This window comes from Streptomonospora wellingtoniae (assembly GCF_031845375.1).
Lineage (GTDB): Bacteria > Actinomycetota > Actinomycetes > Streptosporangiales > Streptosporangiaceae > Streptomonospora > Streptomonospora wellingtoniae.
The window spans coordinates 64763-82692 of the sequence record NZ_JAVREK010000014.1; the positions used below are offsets into that span (position 1 = coordinate 64763).

The window sequence follows — 17930 nt, forward strand, 5'->3', positions numbered from 1 at the left end:
AGCGCCTGCTCAGCCGGACTCGCGGACGACCAGGTGGGTGTCGAGGACCTGCTCGCTGAACTCGGCCTCGCCGGGGATGGCCACGTCGGCCAGGATGCGCGCCATCTCGCCGCCCATGCGCTCGGTCGGCTGGTGCACGCTGGTCAGCGGCGGGTCGCTGTGCGAGGCGAAGGAGGAGTTGTCGTAGCCGATGACCGCCACGTCGTCGGGGATGCGCCGCCCGCTGTCGCGCAGCACCCGCATCGCCGCCAGGGCCATGGGGTCGGAGGCCACGAACACCGCATCGACGCCGGGGGCGGCCGCCAGCAGCTCGCGCATCGCGGCCTCGCCGCTCTCGTAGCTGAAGTCGCCGCGTACGACCCGCTCCGGCGGCGTGGCCAGCCCGCTCTCGCGCATGGCCTTGAGGTAGCCCTCCAGCCGGTCCTCGCCGGCGACCATGTCCGGCGGGCCGGCCACCGTGGCGATGCACCGCCGGCCCGTCTCGACGAGTCGGCGGGTCGCCGTGCGCGCCCCGCCGACGTTGTCGATGTCGACGTAGTGGATGGGGTGGCTGGTCTGCCACGACGGCCGGCCGCCGATGACGCACGGCACACCCGCCTCGGCCAGGCGGTCCGGCAGCGGGTCGTCGGCGTGCAGTGAGACCAGCAGCACACCGTCGACGTGGTGGGCCGTCAGGTAGTCGCCGAGTCTGCCGTACTCGTCGGCGGAGCGCACCGTGGTCAGCAGCAGCTGCAGGTCGCGCTCGTTCAGCGTGGCGCTGACGCCGCGGACGATGTGGGCGAAGAACGGCTGGGCGAACAGCCGGTCGTTGGGCTCGGGCACCACCAGCGCCACGGTGTCCGTGCGGCGGGTGACCAGGGTGCGCGCCGCGTGGTTGGGGACGTAGCCCAGCTCGGCGATGGCGTTGCGCACCGCCTCGCGCGTCGCCGGGCTGACCTGGTCCGACCCGTTGATCACGCGTGAGACCGTGCCGCGCCCGACACCGGCGCGCGTGGCCACCATCTCCAGCGTCGGCCGCCGGACCCCGCTCATCGCAACACCTTCCCCGATACCCCGGCCACCGCCGCGCCGGGCTCGTCCACACCCCTACCAGGATCGCATCCGCCGCTAGCCGGGGAGGCCACCTTTTCGCACCACATCGGCGTACCAGCGGCCGCTGTCCTTCACGCGGCGGCGCTGTGTCTCGTAGTCCACGTGGACGACGCCGAAGCGCTGGGAGTAGCCCCAGGCCCATTCGAAGTTGTCCAGCAGGGACCAGACGAAGTAGCCCCGCATGGGCACCCCGGCCTTGAGGGCCTCGTGCACGATACGCAGGTGGGCGTCGATGTAGGACACCCGGTCGGGGTCGTGCACCCGGTCGTCGGGGCCCACTTCGTCCTCGTAGGCCGCACCGTTCTCGTGGACGTACATGTCCACACCGGGGCACTCGGCGGCCAGCCGCACCAGGACCTCGTACAGGCCGGTGGCGTCGATCTCCCAGCCGATTCCGGTGCGCGGCAGGCCCTGGCTGACGAACACCACGTCGTCGCAGCCGACGAACGCGCCGCTGTCGCCGCCGCTCTCGATGCGGGCGGGGTCGACGCCATCGGCCGTGGCCGAGACCCATTCGGGCGTGTAGTAGTTGACGCCCAGGTGGTCCAGCGGCGCGGAGACGAGCTCCAGGTCGCCGTCGCGGACGAAACCGAAGTCGGTGATGGCCGCGAGGTCGTCGAGCAGGTCTGCCGGGTAGCGCCCCTGGAACAGCGGACCGGTGAAGACCCGGTTGCGCACGCCGTCGGCGCGGCGGGCCGCCGCGACGTCGGCGGGCGTGGTGGTGTAGGGCCGCACCGTGGTCTGGTTCAGCGTCAGCCCCACGCGGCGGTCGGAGCCGCCCTCACGCAGGACCGCGGTGGCCAGGCCGTGGCCCAGCAGCAGGTGGTGCGCCGCGGCGAGCGCCGCCGCGGGGTCGCGGCGGCCCGGGGCGTGCACGCCGTCGGCGTAGCCGAGGAACGCCGCGCACCAGGGCTCGTTCAGCGTCGTCCAGTCCCGGACGCGGTCGCCGAACCTGTCGCGCAGCACCTCGGCGTACTCGGCGAAGCGGAAGGCGGTGTCGCGCTCGGGCCAGCCGCCCTTGTCCTCCAGCGCCTGGGGCAGGTCCCAGTGGTAGAGGGTGGGCCAGGGTGTGATGCCGGCCTCCAGCAGGTTGTCCAGGAGCCGGTCGTAGAAGTCGAGCCCGGCCCGGTTGACCGCCCCGCTGCCTTCGGGCAGGATCCGCGGCCAGGCGACGGAGAACCGGTAGGCTCCGATGCCCATGTCCTGCATGATCTCGACGTCTTCGGCGTAGCGCCGGTAGTGGTCGACGGCGGGGTCGCCTGTGTCGCCGTTGAGCACCTTGCCCGGGGTCGCCGAGAAGGTGTCCCAGATGCTGGGGCCGCGCCCGTCGGCGGTGGTCGAGCCCTCGATCTGGAAGGACGCAGTGGACGCGCCCCACACGAAGCCCTCGGGGAAGCGGACCGCCGCGTCGGCGCCGGGGTGGGTGTCGGTGTCGGCGGTCGGGTCGGCGACGGTGGACACGTGTGATTGGGTCACGCTTTGATCGCACCTTCCATGATGCGCCCGACCAGCTGGCGGCCGAACACGAAGAAAATGAGCAGCAGGGGCAGAGTCGCGAAGGTCGCGCCGGTGAACATCAGGGCGAAGTCGCGCGAGTATGCCGACTGGTTCAGCTGCTGGATGGAGAACTGCACCGTGGGGTTGTCCGGTGTCAGCACCGCGATCGCCCAGATGAACTCGTTCCATGTCTGCATGAACGTCAGCAGGCCCAGCACGACCATCGCCGGCCGCAGGGCCGGGAGGACGACGCTCCAGTAGATCCGGAACGTGGAGCAGCCGTCGATGCGGGCCGCCTCCATCAGGTCGTCGGGGATGGTCTGCAGCACGTACTGGCGCATCATGAACACGCCGAAACCGCTGACCATGAACGGGACGATCACCGACTGCAGCTCGCCCCGCCAGCCCAGCCAGTCCATCAGGATCAGCAGCGGGACCAGGCCGATCTGCACGGGCACGGCCATGGTGATGACCACCGCCACGGTGAAGAAGCCGCGGCCCTTGAAGCTCAGCTTGGCCAGGGCGAAGCCGGCCAGCGAGCAGAAGAACACGACCGAGACGGCCACCGTCGTTGAGGCGATGACCGAGTTCAGCATGCCCGTGGTGAAGTTCGCTGAGGAGTTGGTGAAGAGCCGGCTGACGTTGGTGAAGAGGTTTCCTCCCGGCAGGAGTGCCGGCGGGAACTGCGAGGCGGCCCTCGTGGTGCGCGTGGCGACGACGAGCATCCACCACAACGGGAATACCGACAGGACGAAGGTCAGGATCAGCGCGAAGTAGGTCAGCGGTGTGGCCTGGCGCATGCGGCGCAGACCGCCGCCCGCGCGCCGGCTCTTCTGCGGTCGGCGGCGCTGCGGCGACCGCGGCTGGGCGGGCCGCCTGGTGGTCGTGGCCGTCATTGCGCCCCCTTGATCCGGCTGGTGAGCCACACGTTGATCAGTCCCATGAGCACCACGATCAGGAACAGCACCCAAGAGATCGCGGCGGCGTAGCCGAAGTTCTGGTAGTCGAACGTCTCCTGGAAGACGAGCATCATCACCGTCTGGAACTGGCCCTGCGTGCCGCCGGCGTAGCCGTTGTTCCCGAAGATCGTGGGCTCGGTGAACAGCTGCATCTGGCCGATCGTGGAGATGATGACCGTGAAGATGATCGTCGGCCGCAGCAGCGGGACGGTGATCTGGGCGAACTGCCGCAGGCGCGACGCGCCGTCGAGGTCGGCGGCCTCGTAGACGTCCTTGGGGATCGACTGCATCGCGGCCAGGTAGATGAGCGCGTTGTAGCCCGTCCAGCGCCAGTCGATCATCGTCGCGATCGCGGCCCAGGACCAGTAGCGGTCGCCCTGCCAGGCGACGGGGTCCAGGCCCAGCGCGGTCAGCACCTGGTTGATCAGGCCGAACTGCTCGCCGCCGAAGACCACGCTGAAGACGATGGCCAGCGCGGCGATGGAGGTGATGTACGGCAGGATCAGCGTCATCCGGAAGACGTTGGCGAAGCGGATGCGGCGGTTGAGCGTGTCGGCCAAGAGCAGGGCGAGCAGCAGTTGGGGAACGACCGCGATGACGAAGATGCCCAGGGTGTTGTAGAGCGAGTTCCAGAACTTCTCGTCGCCGACGAGGCGGACGTAGTTGTCCAACCCGGCGAATCCCTCGTTGCCCCCGAGGAGACTCCAGTCGTGCAGGGAGACCCACATCGTGTAGAGCAGCGGGAAGAGGCCGAACACCCCGAACAGCAGGAAGAACGGGGTGATGAACAGGTAGGGCGAGGTTCGGATGTCGAGCCTGCTCAACATCTGGCTGCGGCGAGCACGCGCCCGCTCCCGTGGGCCGGGAGGACGGGTACCGGCACCTCCCGCCGACCCCGGCGGGGGTGACGGTGGAGCGCCGTGCTGCAGGGAGGTCACGTCGCACTCCTTTCGAAATGCCCTGGAGGGACCAGGAGCTGCTGAAGCGGTCGGGTCTTGCCAGCGTGAAAGGCGGCCCGGCCAGGCGGTGACGGGGCGTGGTCGCCGCGTCACCGCCGGAGGGGAGAGGCCGGGCCGCCGGGCCGGGGAGGGTCAGCCTTCGCCGGTGGCGCGCTTGGCCTCCTCAAGGGCCGTCTCCCAGCCTTCGCTGGGCGAGGCCTGTCCCTGCTCGACGGACTCCAGGGCGGCGCGGAACCCGTCGTCGATCGCCTGGCTGTCGGGGCCGAAGTAGACGGGCTTCAGCTCCATGGCGGTCGAGCTGTAGATCTCACCGACCGGTGCGTCGTTGAAGTACGGGCGGGTGAATTCCGTGACCTTCGGGTCCTGCAGCGCCTCGGGGTTGGAGGGCAGCACGTTGGCTTCCTCCCAGGCGCTCAGCTGGCCCTCCTTGCTTGTCAGGAACTTGGCCAGCTCGACGGCCATGTCCTGGTTCTCGCCCTGCGTGGGGACGGCGAGGAACGAGCCGCCCCAGTTGCCGCCTTCACCGGGGACGCCCGCGACGTTCCACTGGCCGTTGCCCTCGTCGCCGGCGGTGTCCTCGAGCGTGCCGAGCATCCACGCCGGGCAGGGCAGGGTGGCGAAGGAGTTGTTCTGGATGCCGGCGTTCCACTCCTCGGACCAGATCGGCAGGCTGCCCGACAGGCCGGCCTCGGACATCGCGGTGACGGTGTCGTAGGAGTCCCGCGTGGTCTCCTGCTGTTCGATGATCAGCTCGCCCTCGCGGTTCTGGTACGGCTCGCCGCCGTGCTGGGCGAGGACCGCGCGGAAGTAGGGCTGGATCGTGGAGACGAAGGACGCCCCGGTGTCGGCGTCCATGAAGTCCTCACCCGTGGAGACGAAGTCGTCCCAGGTGGGCCAGAGCTCAGCGACCTTGTCCGGCTCGGTGGGCAGCCCGGCCTCGTCGAAGAGCGGCACGTTGTAGCACATGCCCATGGACCCGATGTCGGTGCCCAGGCCGACCAGCTCCCCGTCGGGCGCGTGCCCTTGCTCCCACTTCCACGGCAGGTAGCCGTCCTCCAGCTTCGCCCCTTCGTGGTCGTTCAGGTCGACGAACTGGTCCGGCTGCGCGAGGAACTGGGCGATGATGCCCTCCTCGATCGCGACGACGTCGCCCGCACCGCTGCCGGCTGCGATGTTCTGCTGCAGCTGCGGGGTGTAGTTCGCCAGGTCGGCGACGTTGCGCTCTTCGACCGTGACGTTGGGGTGCTCCTCCTCGAACGCCTTGATGCGGGCGTCGTAGCCCATGGTCCCGAAGGTGTCGACGACGAGGTTGATCTCACCGTCGTCGGCGCCTCCTCCGCCACCGCATGCGGTGGCGAGGAGCAGTGCTCCGCCGCCCAGCATCGCGGTGGCCACATTGGCACCGCGCCTACGCTTAAACATCTGCGACCCCTTACGTCACACGAGGATTCCAATCTGACCGCGTCCCCGTACCCCCGCTTGGGAGCGCTCCCATAAGAGAATCGGGTCACACTCGCGCAGTCAATGCCCGGACCCCTCGAAGAAACCCAACCGTTACCGTGGAGACGTCCCACGCACCGCTCCAGCACCGTCGGGCGCGCCCGACACACCGTCCGAACAGAGGATTAACCCACGGTTGACCTGGGAGCCGATGGCGCGACGGAGGAAGCGCAGCTTCGCCGCACCCGTCCCCGGCGCCCGCCGGGGCGGCGCGCGGCCCGCGGCGCGGGCTCGCTCCAGGGCTCCCACCGGCCCGAATCCGTTCCGGCGTGCCCGCCCCACCCGCCGGCGACGCCTCCGTACAATCAAAGGCGCCCCTTGGGCAGGCCATCGATTGGCAAACTTAGTTTGTTGCCCTAACCTGCGACAGATTAAACACCGCCCTGTTCACAGGCGCTCGGTGCGCACCTTGAACCGCCTACGATCCCTACGCGGCCGCGCCGAGTCCTACCGCGCATCCGATCGAGAGCGCGCCTTCCCCGTCCGGCGGGCGCGCCAGCCGAGGAGAGCGACCCACGTGGAGTCCGAACGACCCGACCGCGCGAATGACTTCGCCGACTTCTGGGCGCCTGATCCCCCGTGCCCGCGCGACCTCGACGACCCGCCCGGAGCCGGCCGCCGCGGCACGGCGGCTGCTCTGGCCGCCGCTGTGCTGGCAGCGTGCTCGCTGGTCTCCCTGCCGTCCAGCGCCGCGCCCCTGCCCGCCGACCCGAGCCTGTCCGAGCTCCGCGGCCGCGCCGACGGCCTCAGTGACGAGTACCGCGGCGAGCTGAACGACATGAACGCGGTCATCGAGGAGGCGGAGGCCGCCGAGGAGCGCGCCGACAGCACCCGAGAAGAGGTCCGCGACGCCCAGAAGCAGGTGCGCCAGCTGGCGGTCGCCAGCTACACCGGCGGCGGCCTCGACCCCGCCCTGGCCATGTTCGTCGAGGACGACCCGCAGGCCATCATCGACCAGGCCCAGCTCGTGGGTCACCTCTCGGCGACCAACCAGGACAAGGTGGACCAGCTCGAACAGGCCATCGAGCGCGACGAGAAGGCGCAGCAGAACGCCGAGGAGAAGGTCGACGAGGTCGAGAAGGACCTCGACGAGCTGGAGGACCGGCGCGCCGACGTGCAGAAGATGATCGCCGACTACCCCGTGCAGGAGATGCAGGGGCCCTACAACATCACGCCGCGCACCGAGCAGATGCGCAAGCTGGTCATCGAGAAGTTCGGCGAGAGCCCCGGCACCGGCGGCGTCGGCTGCTACCGGCCCGACGGCGGATGGGTCGTGGGCGAGCACCCCAAGGGCCGCGCCTGCGACTTCATGGTCGACGCCAACGGTCAGATGCCCTCGTCCGATCAGGTGAAGCGCGGCCAGCGGATCGCCGACTGGGCGCAGGAGAACGCCGATCGGCTGGGGATCATGTACATCATCTACCGCCAGGAGATCTGGGACATCCGCCGGGGCGGCGAGGGCTGGCGCCCCATGGAGGACCGCGGCAGCATCACCGAGAACCACTACGACCACGTGCACATCTCGATGTTCTAGCCGGGATGCTCCGATGCCCGGACCGCCGCCCGCCCGGCGGACCGGTCCCGGGCACCGTTCCCGGAGAATCAGGTGTCGCCTGTCACCAGCGGGCCGTAGAGGACCGACACGCAGCCGCCGAGCAGGACCAGGACCGAGACGATCGCCAGGACGAAGACGGTCCAGGCGAATGGCCCGTACCCGCTCGCGCGGCGCTTCTGCGAGGGGGGCGTGGAGCCGCCGGAGTCCGACGATGGCATTGAGGACCTTTCCGCCCCCTGCGGCCGCGCGGGCCGGGGCTGTCCCGGACGGATGCGTAGAGGAAACGGTTCCACCGTAGTCCGCCACCCGGCCCCGCACTCCCCCGGCTGTTGCGATCAGGCAACGATCCGCCTCGGCGGCGCCGGCGCCGCCGAGGCGTCCGGTTCCGGCCCCGGATCCGGCACTGCCTGCCGGGTACCGCAATCGCCCCTGCCCAGGACACGAAAGAGTACGTTCCTGCCACGAAACGGTGACGATATCCGCGGTCCCGGCCCATCCCCGCCACTCTCGCGTGCAAACTCGGACGCTAGGATGCGAACCCCGGCCCTGGCCCGCGACTCCACCAGCGGGCACGGCCGGCCGCGACGCGGCCGGGGGCCGTGGAGAGCCCGTGCCTTCGGCGCGGTCACACCTGCGCCCGGAACCGGTCCGGGAGCACGCGCGTCCCCCGCGGCCCGCCCACGGCGACCGAGGGCGGCCGCAGGTGGTGGAACCGGAAGCACACCGACGCGCGTCTCAGACAGCGTTTCGAACTCAGCGGCGCGAGGGGAGTCATGAGCGACAACGGGCCCTACACACAGCCTCCGCAGTACCCGGAGGGCGAGGGCGGCTCGGGCGGGCAGCAGCCGCCCTACGGCGGCTACGGCCAGCCCGGACCCGACCAGGGTGCGCCTCCTCCCCCTCCCGGCCAGCCCTACGGGAGCGGGCCTTACCAGGCGCCGCAGCAGCCGTACCCCCAGCAGCCGCAGGGCGGTCCCTACAACGACCCTTCGGGCGGCCAGCCCGGCTACGGCCCTCCAGGCGGCTACGCCCCCCAGGGCCCTCCCGGCGGACCGCAGTTCCAGCAGCCGCACGAGCAGCAGATGTTCGCCGGCGGCCAGCCTCCCTACGGCCCCGGCGGACCCGGCGGACCGATGGACCCCGGCGGCGGCTACCCGCCGCCCAAGAAGAGCAACGCCGGCCTGTTCATCGTCATCGCCGGCGGCGCCGTGATCGTCGTACTGGTGATCGCGGTCCTGGTCGTGCTGCTGCGCAACCCCGGTGAGCAGCCTCCCGTCACCGACCCCACCCCCACGCCCGACGAAACCACGGCGCCCCCGGACGACGACGCGAGCGGCGACACCGGGGACGGGGACACCGATCAGGCCGGCGGCCCGCCCTACGCGCTGCCCGAGGACCCCTGCGCCGCGATCCCGGAGGACATGCTCGCCGAGCACGGGATCCAGGACGGCAGCAAGAATCTCACCGACGCCTCCTCGTCGTGCAACTGGTACGTCGAGGGCGAGGGCGAGACCTACGGCGGGCTCTCGGTCACCTACCAGACCCCCTACGGCGGGTCCGACTCGATCGAGGGCGCCAAGGAGGAGTTCCAGTCCAACCTGGACTACGCCACCGACGAGGGCAACAGCTACAGCGAGCTGGAGGTCCACAACGAGGAGGAGGCGGACCTCGGTGACGAGGCCGTGCTCGTGTTCTCCACCGAGGTCGTGCTGAGCACCCAGGACTCGGTCGCGACCATGCTGGTCCGCAAGGGCAACATGAACGTCGAGGTGCGCTACTCCCTCTCCCCCGGCCTCTCCGCGGACGAGGACACCCCGGCGCCGCTGGAGTTCTCCGACGTCGAGGGCCTGATGAACGACCTCGGCGAGGAGTCGCTCAGCCCCATCGGAGGCTGAGGCGACGCGCTGCGCGCGAGGCGAAGGGGGTGCGGCCCGCAGCCGCACCCCCTTCGTGTGTTCGCGTGTCCGGATCCTCGGCGCCCGCGCCGACCGCGCGGCGGGGCCGGAGTCCGCCCGCGGCGCCCGCGCAGCCGGTGCCGAGTGGGCGGTAGGCGGGCCGGGGGAGACGCGCTCCGCGCCGCCTACCGCCGTCCTACATCAGCGGCCCAGCTCGGCGCGGACCCGCCGCGCCGCCTCGACCAGGTTGCGCAGCGCGGGCTCGACCTCCGCGTACCCGCGGGTCTTCAGCCCGCAGTCGGGGTTGACCCACAGCTGCTCGGGCGAGAGCGCCCTCAGCGCGCTGCGCAGCGACGCCTCGATCTCCTCAACCGAGGGCACCCGCGGGGAGTGGATGTCGTAGACTCCCGGGCCGATCGCCCGGCGGTAGCCCTTCGCGGAGAGGTCGCCGACGAGTTCCATGTGCGAGCGGGCGGCCTCCACGCTGGTGACGTCGGCGTCGAGCGCCTCGATCGCCCCGACGATCCTGCCGAACTCCGAGTAGCACATGTGGGTGTGGATGCGGGTGCTCGCCGCCACGCCCGAGGTCGCCAGCCGGAACGACTCGACGGCCCAGGCCAGGTAGTCCGCGCGCGACTCCTCCCGCAGGGGCAGCAGCTCGCGCAGCGCGGCCTCGTCGACCTGGATGTGGCGGATGCCCCCCTTCTCCAGGTCGGCGATCTCGTCGCGCAGCGCCAGCGCCACCTGGCGGGCGGTGTCTCCCAGCGGCTGGTCGTCGCGCACGAACGACCACGCCAGCATGGTCACCGGACCGGTGAGCATGCCCTTGACCGGCCTGTCCGTGCGGGACTGGGCGTAGGTGATCCAGTCGACCGTCATCGGCTCGGGGCGCGACACGTCTCCGTAGAGGATCGGCGGGCGCACGCACCGCGACCCGTAGGACTGGACCCAGCCGTTGGCGGTGGTGGCGTAGCCGTCGAGCTGCTCGGCGAAGTACTGCACCATGTCGTTGCGCTCGGGCTCGCCGTGCACGAGCACGTCCAGGCCGATGTCCTCCTGGAGCTTGATGACGCGGTCGATCTCCGCGCGCATCAGGCGCTCGTACTCCCCGTCGCCGATGCGTCCGGCCCGGTGGTCGGCGCGGGCCCTGCGGACCTCGGGCGTCTGCGGGAAGGAGCCGATGGTGGTCGTCGCCAGCACGGGCTCCTTGCCGGCGACCGTTCGCCGCCCGTCGCCCACGCGGGTGGTCGCACCGCCCAGCGCCTCCAGCCGGGCGCGCACCCGGGAGTTGGTGAAGGACGCGGGCGCTGATCCGCGGGCGGCCTTCAGCTCAGCCGCGGCGGCCCCGTCACCCTCGGAAAGGGCGCGGCCGAGCAGCACCACCTCGTCGACCTTCTGCTTGGCGAACGCAAGCCGCTCGCGCACCGCCGGGTCCATGCCGGGCTCGGCGTCCAGGTCGATCGGCACGTGCAGCAGCGAGCAGGAGGTGCTCACCTCGACCCGGCCGGCCAGGCCCAGGACGGACCCCAGCGTCGACAGCTTCCCGGGCATGTCGGCGCGCCAGACGTTGCGCCCGTCGACGACACCCGCGACCAGGGTCTTGTCACCCAGGCCCGAGACGCGCGCCAGCTCGGCGACGCCTTCGGGGCCGCTGGCGAGGTCCAGGCCGATCTGCTCGACGCCGGTGCCCTTGAGCACCTCGAGCGCCTGCGCGCCGATCGCACCGAAGTAGGTGGAGACCAACAGCTCGGGCCGCCGGGCCTGGGCGCCCAGGCGGCCGTAGGCGTGCTCCAGGGCCGGCAGCTCGGCGCGGCCCTCGTCGCTCGCCAGGATCGGCTCGTCGAGCTGCACCGACCGGGCGCCCACGGCCGACAGCCGATCGAGCAGTTCGGAGTAGCACGCCAGCAGGTCGTCGAGCAGGTTCAGGGGCCGCCAGCCCTCGGGGGCGTCCGCGGCGGGCTTGGCCAGCATCAGGAACGTCAGCGGGCCTACGAGCACCGGCCGGGTGGGCACGCCCAGTCCCTTGGCCTGGGTGTACTCCGACAGCGGCTTGCCGCCCGCCAGGCGCGGCCGCGTCGCGGGCGACAGTTCGGGGACCAGGTAGTGGTAGTTCGTGTCGAACCACTTGGTCATCTCCATGGGCGGGAGGTCGCCGGTGCCGCGCGCCATGGCGAAATAGGCGGCGAGTTCGGACTCGCGGTCATCGGCGGCCTCGAACGCCGCCCGGAATCGCTCGGGCACCAGCCCGAACAGGACCGCGTTGTCGAGGACGTGGTCGTAGTAGGAGAACGTGTTGGACGGGATCGTGCCGATCCCGGCGTCGCGCAGCGACTCCCAGACTTCGCGGCGCAGGCGCGCGGCGACGGCGTCCAGATCGGCGGCGCCGGAGCGGCCGTCCCAGTAGGACTCGCAGGCGCGCTTCAGCTCCCGGTCGCCGCCGATGCGCGGGTATCCGTGGACGGTCGTGGGGATCATGCGGCACCGCCCGCGGACGTGTGGCCTTCTCGCATGGCTTGTTCTCTCCCTCGTCGATCAGCCGGACGATCCGCGGCCGCGGGAGAGGGGGTGCGAGCGCACAGGAGCGCCACCGCCCTGGCCCTCCCTCGGGGCGCACGGACCACCGCGGGCGTGTCAGCCCGCGGGCGGTGGCAGGTATTCGGACTCGCGGGCGCGGCACGGCCCGATCGGGCCGCTCCTCCTACCGGCCGCCGCTTCCCAGGCGCAAACGCCCAGTGCGATGGCGGCTTTCGTTCCCACTTACCGCTGCGGGGCAGTCCCGGATTCGCACCGGGTTCCCTCTTGCGACACGCACGGCTCAACGTGCGCGTACCGACCGCGGCTGCAACTATAGTCCAGGCAGTCACGACCGCCCGCGGACGCCTCCCCACACAGCGATCCCGGGCCTGCGCAGCGACCGGACGAGGCCTGGCGGCGGCCGCCCGAACCGCTCCGGCGGACGCGAGGCCGACGCGCGGGGGCAGGCGGACTTTGCCAAGCTTGTGCAGTTGTTGGCCGCATCATGACGTCTTCTGTCGACTAATTCACCTCTGCGGAGATTACCCTCGACCGATGGACCGTGTCCGAATTGATATGTCATTCGCGGAACCCGCGCGGATTCCCAGAGCGACACATTCACCGGCACCCGACTCCAGAACCGTGAAGGACGCGCACCAGTTGAAGCACCAGCCAGTCGGCTCGCATACTGGCTTCCGGCCAGGCGCCGTCACACTCCGCTCTCGAACAGCAACCGCGAGTACAGTTTCCGCCGCGGCGGCTCTGGCGCTGCTGCTGGCACTGACCGCCTGCACGGGCGGCGGGGCCGACCCTGCATCGTCGGGTGCATCGGCGTCGGCATCGCCCGGTGCCACGCCGGCCACGGGTGCAGCGGACGAGCTGACCGCCGTCGACACGGAGCACATCCCCGGTCTTGAGGAGCAGACCTCCACCGAGACCCTCGACGGTGGTGTGGAGACGCACGTGTCCTACCCGCGCGTGCCCAAGGCCGGCCCGTTCACCGAGCGGCTCGGCGAGATCACCGAGCAGGACGCGCAGGACTTCGCGAGCGCCGAACGGGGAGCGAAGTCCTACACCGTCGACTGGCAGGTGAGCGTCGCGGGCGGCAACGTCCTGGCGGTACGCCTCACCCAGCACGAGAAGGACGGCGGCGGCAAGCGGACCGGCCACTCCACTTACTGGTACAACACCGAGTCCGGCCGCACCGCCTACTCCACCGAGCTGCTGGACGGCCAGGGCAGCCTGGAGGAGCTCGACGGGCTGGTCAAGAAGCGGTTGAAGGACCGGGGCGGTGTCGACGCCTCGAAGCTGCACCCCATCGCCGAGATGTACGACTCCGTGGGCTTCAACCCCGACGGCGACCTCGTCGTGGAGTTCGACGAGGGCCAGGTCGCCCCGCCGAAGAAGGGCCGGGTCCGCGCCGTCGTACCCGGGAAGGCGGCGGCGCCGCTGCTCTCGTCGTTCGGCGAGCGGGCCCGCGACGCCGCCGTGGTGGTCACTCCCGAGTTCGAGATCACCAACGCCGCGAGCGCGCCCAAGGACAGCCCGCCTGAGGGCAGCGTCCCGGGGACCTTCGCCACGGATCCCGACGAGGTCGACTGCGACTCTCCCGACTCCAAGTGCATCGCGCTGACCTTCGACGACGGCCCGGGAGGGCGCACGCCGGAGTTGCTCGACACGCTGGCGAAGTACGACGCAAAGGCGACGTTCTTCGTCACGGGCGAGCCGGTGCGCGAGTTCCCCGACACGGTCCGCCGCGAGTACGCCGAGGGGCACGAGCTGGCCAACCACACGGTCCACCACCCCGACCTCACCTCGCTGGGCAAGGACGGGATCGGCGACGAGCTGACGACGGTCAACGGGCTCGTCCGGCGCGAGACCGGCTACAGCATGGATCTGATGCGCCCGCCTTACGGCGCCACCGACGAGGGCGTCGCCGACGTCACGACGGAGCTGGGCCAGGCGCAGATCCTGTGGAGCATCGACACCAACGACTGGCGCGACCACGATTCGGAGCTCGTCAGCGACCGCGCCGTCGAGCGCGCCCGGCCCGGATCGATCGTGCTGATGCACGACATCCACGGCACGACGGTCGACGCCGTACCCGACATGCTCAAGCGGCTGGACAAGAAGGGTTACACCATGGTCACGGTGTCGCAACTGCTCGGCGAGACCGACCCCGGAAAGAAGTACATCGACGGCCACCCGCCGAAGCCCGAACCGTCGGGCTCGGAGAGCCCGTCGAACTGACGAGAGGCGGTGGCCTGGGCGTTCGCCGGTGCGGGCGGCCGGGCGGCCGCGCAAGCGCGGCGACAGGACGCGGGGTGTCCCCGGTGCGGGGCACCCGCGTGCGCGCGTAGGCTGGTGCGCCGTGGCACTGGGACGGACCCCGCCGGGTACCCGGGTACCCGGGCAGGGACCGCCGAACCGCGCCGGCGTGTCCTCAACCGGCCTGCATAGCGGGGCTCCCCGGGGGAACGCGAAGGGTGAAGGCGGTCGTTCCCGACGATGTGAGCAGCCACCACAGCGTGCCCCGTGGACGTGAAGGGAATTCCGATGGCCGTTGCGTTGGCCCGCGACTATGCCTGGTTGCGGGAGACTCAGCCGGACCTCGCCGAAGCGTACTGCCTCTCCTACGTCCGAGGACTCGGCAAGGCCGCCGCTCTGGGGCGGCTCGGTGTGGCCGAGCGCGACATGCGCTGCCTGCCCATCGCCGAGGCCGTCGAGGCCGCACTCTGCTGCGCCGACGACCGCCCCCCGATGACCGTGCACGCGCTGGCGGTCGGCGGCTGGACGGTGATCATCGAGCCGACCGGCTGCCGGGCCACCCGGCCCGAGTGCTACCGCGCGCTCTCGGCCGAGACCGAGCTGGTGTCGGTGCGGGTGCTGATGGACCACCGCTACGAGTTCCGCTGGGTCATCGACGGCGTGCTGCAGACCTTCTTCGACGCCCGCACGCCGCGGGTGCGCCGGGGTACCCGCCCCGACTCCCTGGAGGCCCAGATGGGCGCCGTGGGCCTGGGCGGCACCGCCGCCGAGACCGAGCCCGCCGCCGCGGTGCTGGCGCTGGCCGACCGCGTGACCGGCGTGCGTATCCGCTCCTCCCACCTCGCGGGCCCTCTGCTGGGCGCCGAGCTGGACTCCGCGCTCCCCCTCACGCCCCGCTGATCCCCCTCGTCCCGACGCGGGCGGCGCCCCGGCACAAGACCCGGCGGGCGTGCCCGAGGCGGGGCGGCCCGACCCGCGCGCGGGGGCGTTCCGCACCACCGCTCCGGCCCGGCGGCGCGGCGACGCCCGAGTGCCCGAATGCGTTGTCCTCCGCAGGTCGCTGACCTGTTGTGGTCACATTCTGCAACCCTGTGCTTCGGCGGTACCGCATGTCCTACGTTTCTTGCAGGGACGCCGACGCGGTCCGGATCCGGCGCGACCCGCCGTCCGGCCCGGATGCGGCGCAGTCGGCCACGTGGAAGGAACACTCCGGCGCATGACCCCATCTCCTGCGGGCCCCGCACCGAGCGCGCCGGCGCGCGGCCGGGCCCTCGTCCTGGTGGCGGCCGCGCTCGCCGCGGCGACCGGCTGCAACGCCCTCGCGCCGCCCGTCCCCCCGCCGACCGCGTTCACGTCCTTCGCCGCCGAGAACGTGCCCGGCCTCGGCGAGCGCAGCGTCGAGGACGACTCGGGCGGCTTCGCCGTGCGGGGGTCGGTACCCGAGATCCCCGGCGCCGAACCGCTCACCGACCGCCTGGCGGCGATCGCCGACCGCGAGGCCGCGGACTTCCGGGCCGCCTACGACGAGGCGGAAAGCATGGAGGTCGACTGGGACCTGACCGCGGCCGCGGAAGGGCTGGTCGGGGTCCGCATGGTCCGCACCGAGGCCGACCACCGCGGCCGCCACGACGCCTACTCCACCTACTATTACGACGTGCGCACCGGACGCACCGCCTACTCCACCGAGCTGCTCGCCGGCGACGCCGAGCTGCGCGAGCTGAACGTCCTCGTCGCCGAGGAGCTGCAGCACGGAACCGGCGACCCCCAGCGCCTGCACCCGGGCTTCCGGCTCTACGACTCCCTCGGGTTCAACCCGGACGGAGGCCTCGTCGCGGAGTTCGACGCGGGGCGGGTCGCGCCGGTCGCCGAGGGCCGCGTCGTCGCCGTGGTCGCCGCCGACGCCGTGCGCCCGCTGCTGTCGGATCTGGGCGAGCGGGTGCTGGCCGCCACGCGGGCGGACCCCCGGGCGTTCTCCGTCGACTCCGCGCCCCAGGACCCGCCGCCGGACGAGCCGGCTCCCCCGGGGCCCGAGGTCCCCGGGGCGGTGCCGCCCCGCGAGGACCACGACTGCGGCGTCGAGACCGTGTGCGTCGCCCTGACCTTCGACGACGGACCCAGCCCGCACACCGGCGAGGTGCTGGACCTGCTCGCCCGCCGCGACGCCGCGGCGACCTTCTTCCTGTCGGGCAACGCGATCCGCAACCGGCCCGCCCTCGCGGGCCGCACGTGGGCGGCGGGCCACGCCGTCGGCAGCCACGGCGAGACCCACGAGCCGTTCACCGACCTGTCCCGATCCGAGCTGGACGACGAGCTGGACACCGTCGACGCGCTGCTGCGCCGCGAGGCCGGGGTGAAGGCGGACCTGCTGCGCCCGCCGTTCGGCGACACCGACGAGGCGGTCGGCGAGGTCGCGAAGGAGCACGGCCAGGCGCAGATCGTCTGGGACACCGACTCCGAGGACTGGACCGGAATCAGCGCCGAGGAGATCGTCACCAACGTCACCGCGGCGACGCCGCCCGGCGGCCTGGTGCTGCTGCACGACACCGAGCGGACCACTGTCGAGGCCCTGCCGGAGATCCTGGACTACTTCGAGTCGCAGGGCTGGGCCACGGTGACGGTTCCCGACCTGCTCGGCGACACCGAGGCCGGGCGACCGTACTACACCCGGGACCCGGTGGCCAACGAGGAGTGCATCCTCCTGGACGGCTGCCCGATCTGACGCTCGGTCCTACCTGCGGTGCGCCTGGCGGCGGGGGCGGTGGTGCGCCTCGCGCAAGCCGCGGACGGCCCCGCGGGCGGTCCGCGGCCGGGTGTTCAGCCGGGCAGCGCGGCCGTGTCGGAATCGGCCCCCACGGCCTCGGCCACCGACGTGTGTCCGGCCGAGCGCATCAGGCGCGCCAGACCGCGGTGCATGCGGCGCGGCCACAGCGGTCCGCCGTAGATGAGCCCGGTGTAGCCCTGGACGAGGGTCGCGCCGGCCCGGATACGCTCCCAGGCGTCCTCGGGGGTGGAGATCCCGCCGACCGAGACGAGCAGCAGCCGGTCCCCCGCGCGGGCCCGCAGCCGACGCAGCACCTCTAGTGATCGCCGGCGCAGCGGCGCGCCGGAGAGCCCGCCCGCTCCGGCGGCCGCGACCTCCTCGCCGGGACTGCGCAGGCCCGCGCGATCGATGGTGGTGTTGGTGGCGATCACGCCGTCCAGCCCCAGGTCGACGGCGAGGTCGGCGACGGCGTCGACGTCGTCGTCGGCGAGGTCCGGAGCGATCTTGACCAGCAGCGGCAGCCTGCCGAACCCGTCGCCGTCCAATGCCGCTCGGACCTCGCTCAGCAGTGGCCGGAGCCGTTCGACGGCCTGGAGGTCGCGCAGGCCGGGAGTGTTCGGCGAGCTGACGTTGACGACCAGGTAGTCGGCGAAGGGCGCCAGTCGGCGAGCGCTCTCGACGTAGTCGGCCACCGCTTCGGACTCGCGCGCCGCCCTGGTCTTGCCGATGTTGACGCCGACCACCGGACGGCCGCCGCCGCGCCGGGCGCGCAGTGCGCGCAAGTGGTCGGCGGCCACGACGGAGCCGTGGTTGTTGAAGCCCATCCGGTTGACGATCGCGGAGTCCGCGGTGAGCCGGAACAGGCGCGGCGCGGGGTTGCCCGGCTGCGGATGGGCGGTCACGGTGCCGACCTCGACATGTCCGAACCCG

The 17930-nt window shown here is 71.7% G+C and carries 12 protein-coding genes, 1 pseudogene and 1 riboswitch; of the genes and pseudogenes, 5 read left to right on the forward strand and 8 right to left on the reverse strand.

Going from position 1 to position 17930, the window contains the following annotated elements; genetic code table 11:
• Positions 1–9: 9 nt before the first annotated feature.
• From RM446_RS14520 to RM446_RS14540, 5 genes are all read right to left on the reverse strand, one after another.
• Positions 10–1032 (reverse strand): LacI family DNA-binding transcriptional regulator, encoded by a 1023-nt coding sequence (locus RM446_RS14520; RefSeq protein ID WP_311545813.1) that lies wholly within the window; start codon positions 1030–1032, stop codon positions 10–12.
• A gap of 75 nt (positions 1033–1107) precedes the next feature.
• Positions 1108–2472: a GH1 family beta-glucosidase gene (locus tag RM446_RS14525; RefSeq protein WP_398695222.1), complete on the reverse strand. Its 1365-nt coding sequence runs from the start codon at positions 2470–2472 to the stop codon at positions 1108–1110.
• A gap of 92 nt (positions 2473–2564) precedes the next feature.
• Entirely contained in the window at positions 2565–3485 is a 921-nt protein-coding gene (locus RM446_RS14530) for a carbohydrate ABC transporter permease (RefSeq protein ID WP_311545815.1), read from the reverse strand.
• On the reverse strand, positions 3482–4375 hold the full coding sequence (locus RM446_RS14535; protein WP_311545816.1) for a carbohydrate ABC transporter permease: 894 nt from the start codon (positions 4373–4375) through the stop codon (positions 3482–3484). Before RM446_RS14535 ends, RM446_RS14530 begins: the two co-directional genes overlap by 4 nt.
• A gap of 264 nt (positions 4376–4639) precedes the next feature.
• Complete coding sequence (locus RM446_RS14540) at positions 4640–5929, reverse strand: extracellular solute-binding protein (RefSeq protein ID WP_311545817.1); 1290 nt, start codon at positions 5927–5929, stop codon at positions 4640–4642.
• A 595-nt stretch (positions 5930–6524) separates the two neighbouring features.
• Between RM446_RS14540 and RM446_RS14545 the strand changes: the two genes are divergently transcribed.
• Positions 6525–7541 (forward strand): coiled-coil domain-containing protein, encoded by a 1017-nt coding sequence (locus RM446_RS14545; RefSeq protein WP_311545818.1) that lies wholly within the window; start codon positions 6525–6527, stop codon positions 7539–7541.
• 68 nt (positions 7542–7609) lie between these two features.
• Here RM446_RS14545 and RM446_RS14550 read toward each other — a convergent pair whose 3' ends face one another.
• Positions 7610–7780 (reverse strand): hypothetical protein, encoded by a 171-nt coding sequence (locus RM446_RS14550; RefSeq protein WP_311545819.1) that lies wholly within the window; start codon positions 7778–7780, stop codon positions 7610–7612.
• A gap of 555 nt (positions 7781–8335) precedes the next feature.
• Between RM446_RS14550 and RM446_RS14555 the strand changes: the two genes are divergently transcribed.
• The gene (locus tag RM446_RS14555) at positions 8336–9457 is read left to right on the forward strand and encodes a DUF3558 domain-containing protein (RefSeq protein ID WP_311545820.1); all 1122 of its coding nucleotides are present in this window, start codon (positions 8336–8338) and stop codon (positions 9455–9457) included.
• 201 nt (positions 9458–9658) lie between these two features.
• Here RM446_RS14555 and metE read toward each other — a convergent pair whose 3' ends face one another.
• Positions 9659–11932, reverse strand: coding sequence for a 5-methyltetrahydropteroyltriglutamate--homocysteine S-methyltransferase (gene metE, locus RM446_RS14560; protein ID WP_311545821.1), 2274 nt, complete (start codon positions 11930–11932; stop codon positions 9659–9661).
• 155 nt (positions 11933–12087) lie between these two features.
• Positions 12088–12307, reverse strand: a riboswitch (cobalamin riboswitch).
• Between the two features lie 324 nt (positions 12308–12631).
• On the opposite strand from metE, the gene RM446_RS14565 reads away from it, so the two are divergent.
• From RM446_RS14565 to RM446_RS14575, 3 genes are all read left to right on the forward strand, one after another.
• Positions 12632–14221: a polysaccharide deacetylase family protein gene (locus RM446_RS14565; protein ID WP_311545822.1), complete on the forward strand. Its 1590-nt coding sequence runs from the start codon at positions 12632–12634 to the stop codon at positions 14219–14221.
• 306 nt (positions 14222–14527) lie between these two features.
• Entirely contained in the window at positions 14528–15139 is a 612-nt protein-coding gene (locus RM446_RS14570) for a DUF6461 domain-containing protein (RefSeq protein ID WP_311545823.1), read from the forward strand.
• 316 nt (positions 15140–15455) lie between these two features.
• A complete protein-coding gene (locus tag RM446_RS14575; RefSeq protein WP_311545824.1) occupies positions 15456–16958 on the forward strand; it encodes a polysaccharide deacetylase family protein in 1503 nt (500 codons plus the stop codon).
• A 95-nt stretch (positions 16959–17053) separates the two neighbouring features.
• On the opposite strand, the pseudogene RM446_RS14580 reads toward RM446_RS14575, so the two are convergent.
• Positions 17054–17929: pseudogene (locus RM446_RS14580) on the reverse strand (quinone-dependent dihydroorotate dehydrogenase); the annotation flags it as partial.
• Position 17930: the final 1 nt, after the last annotated feature.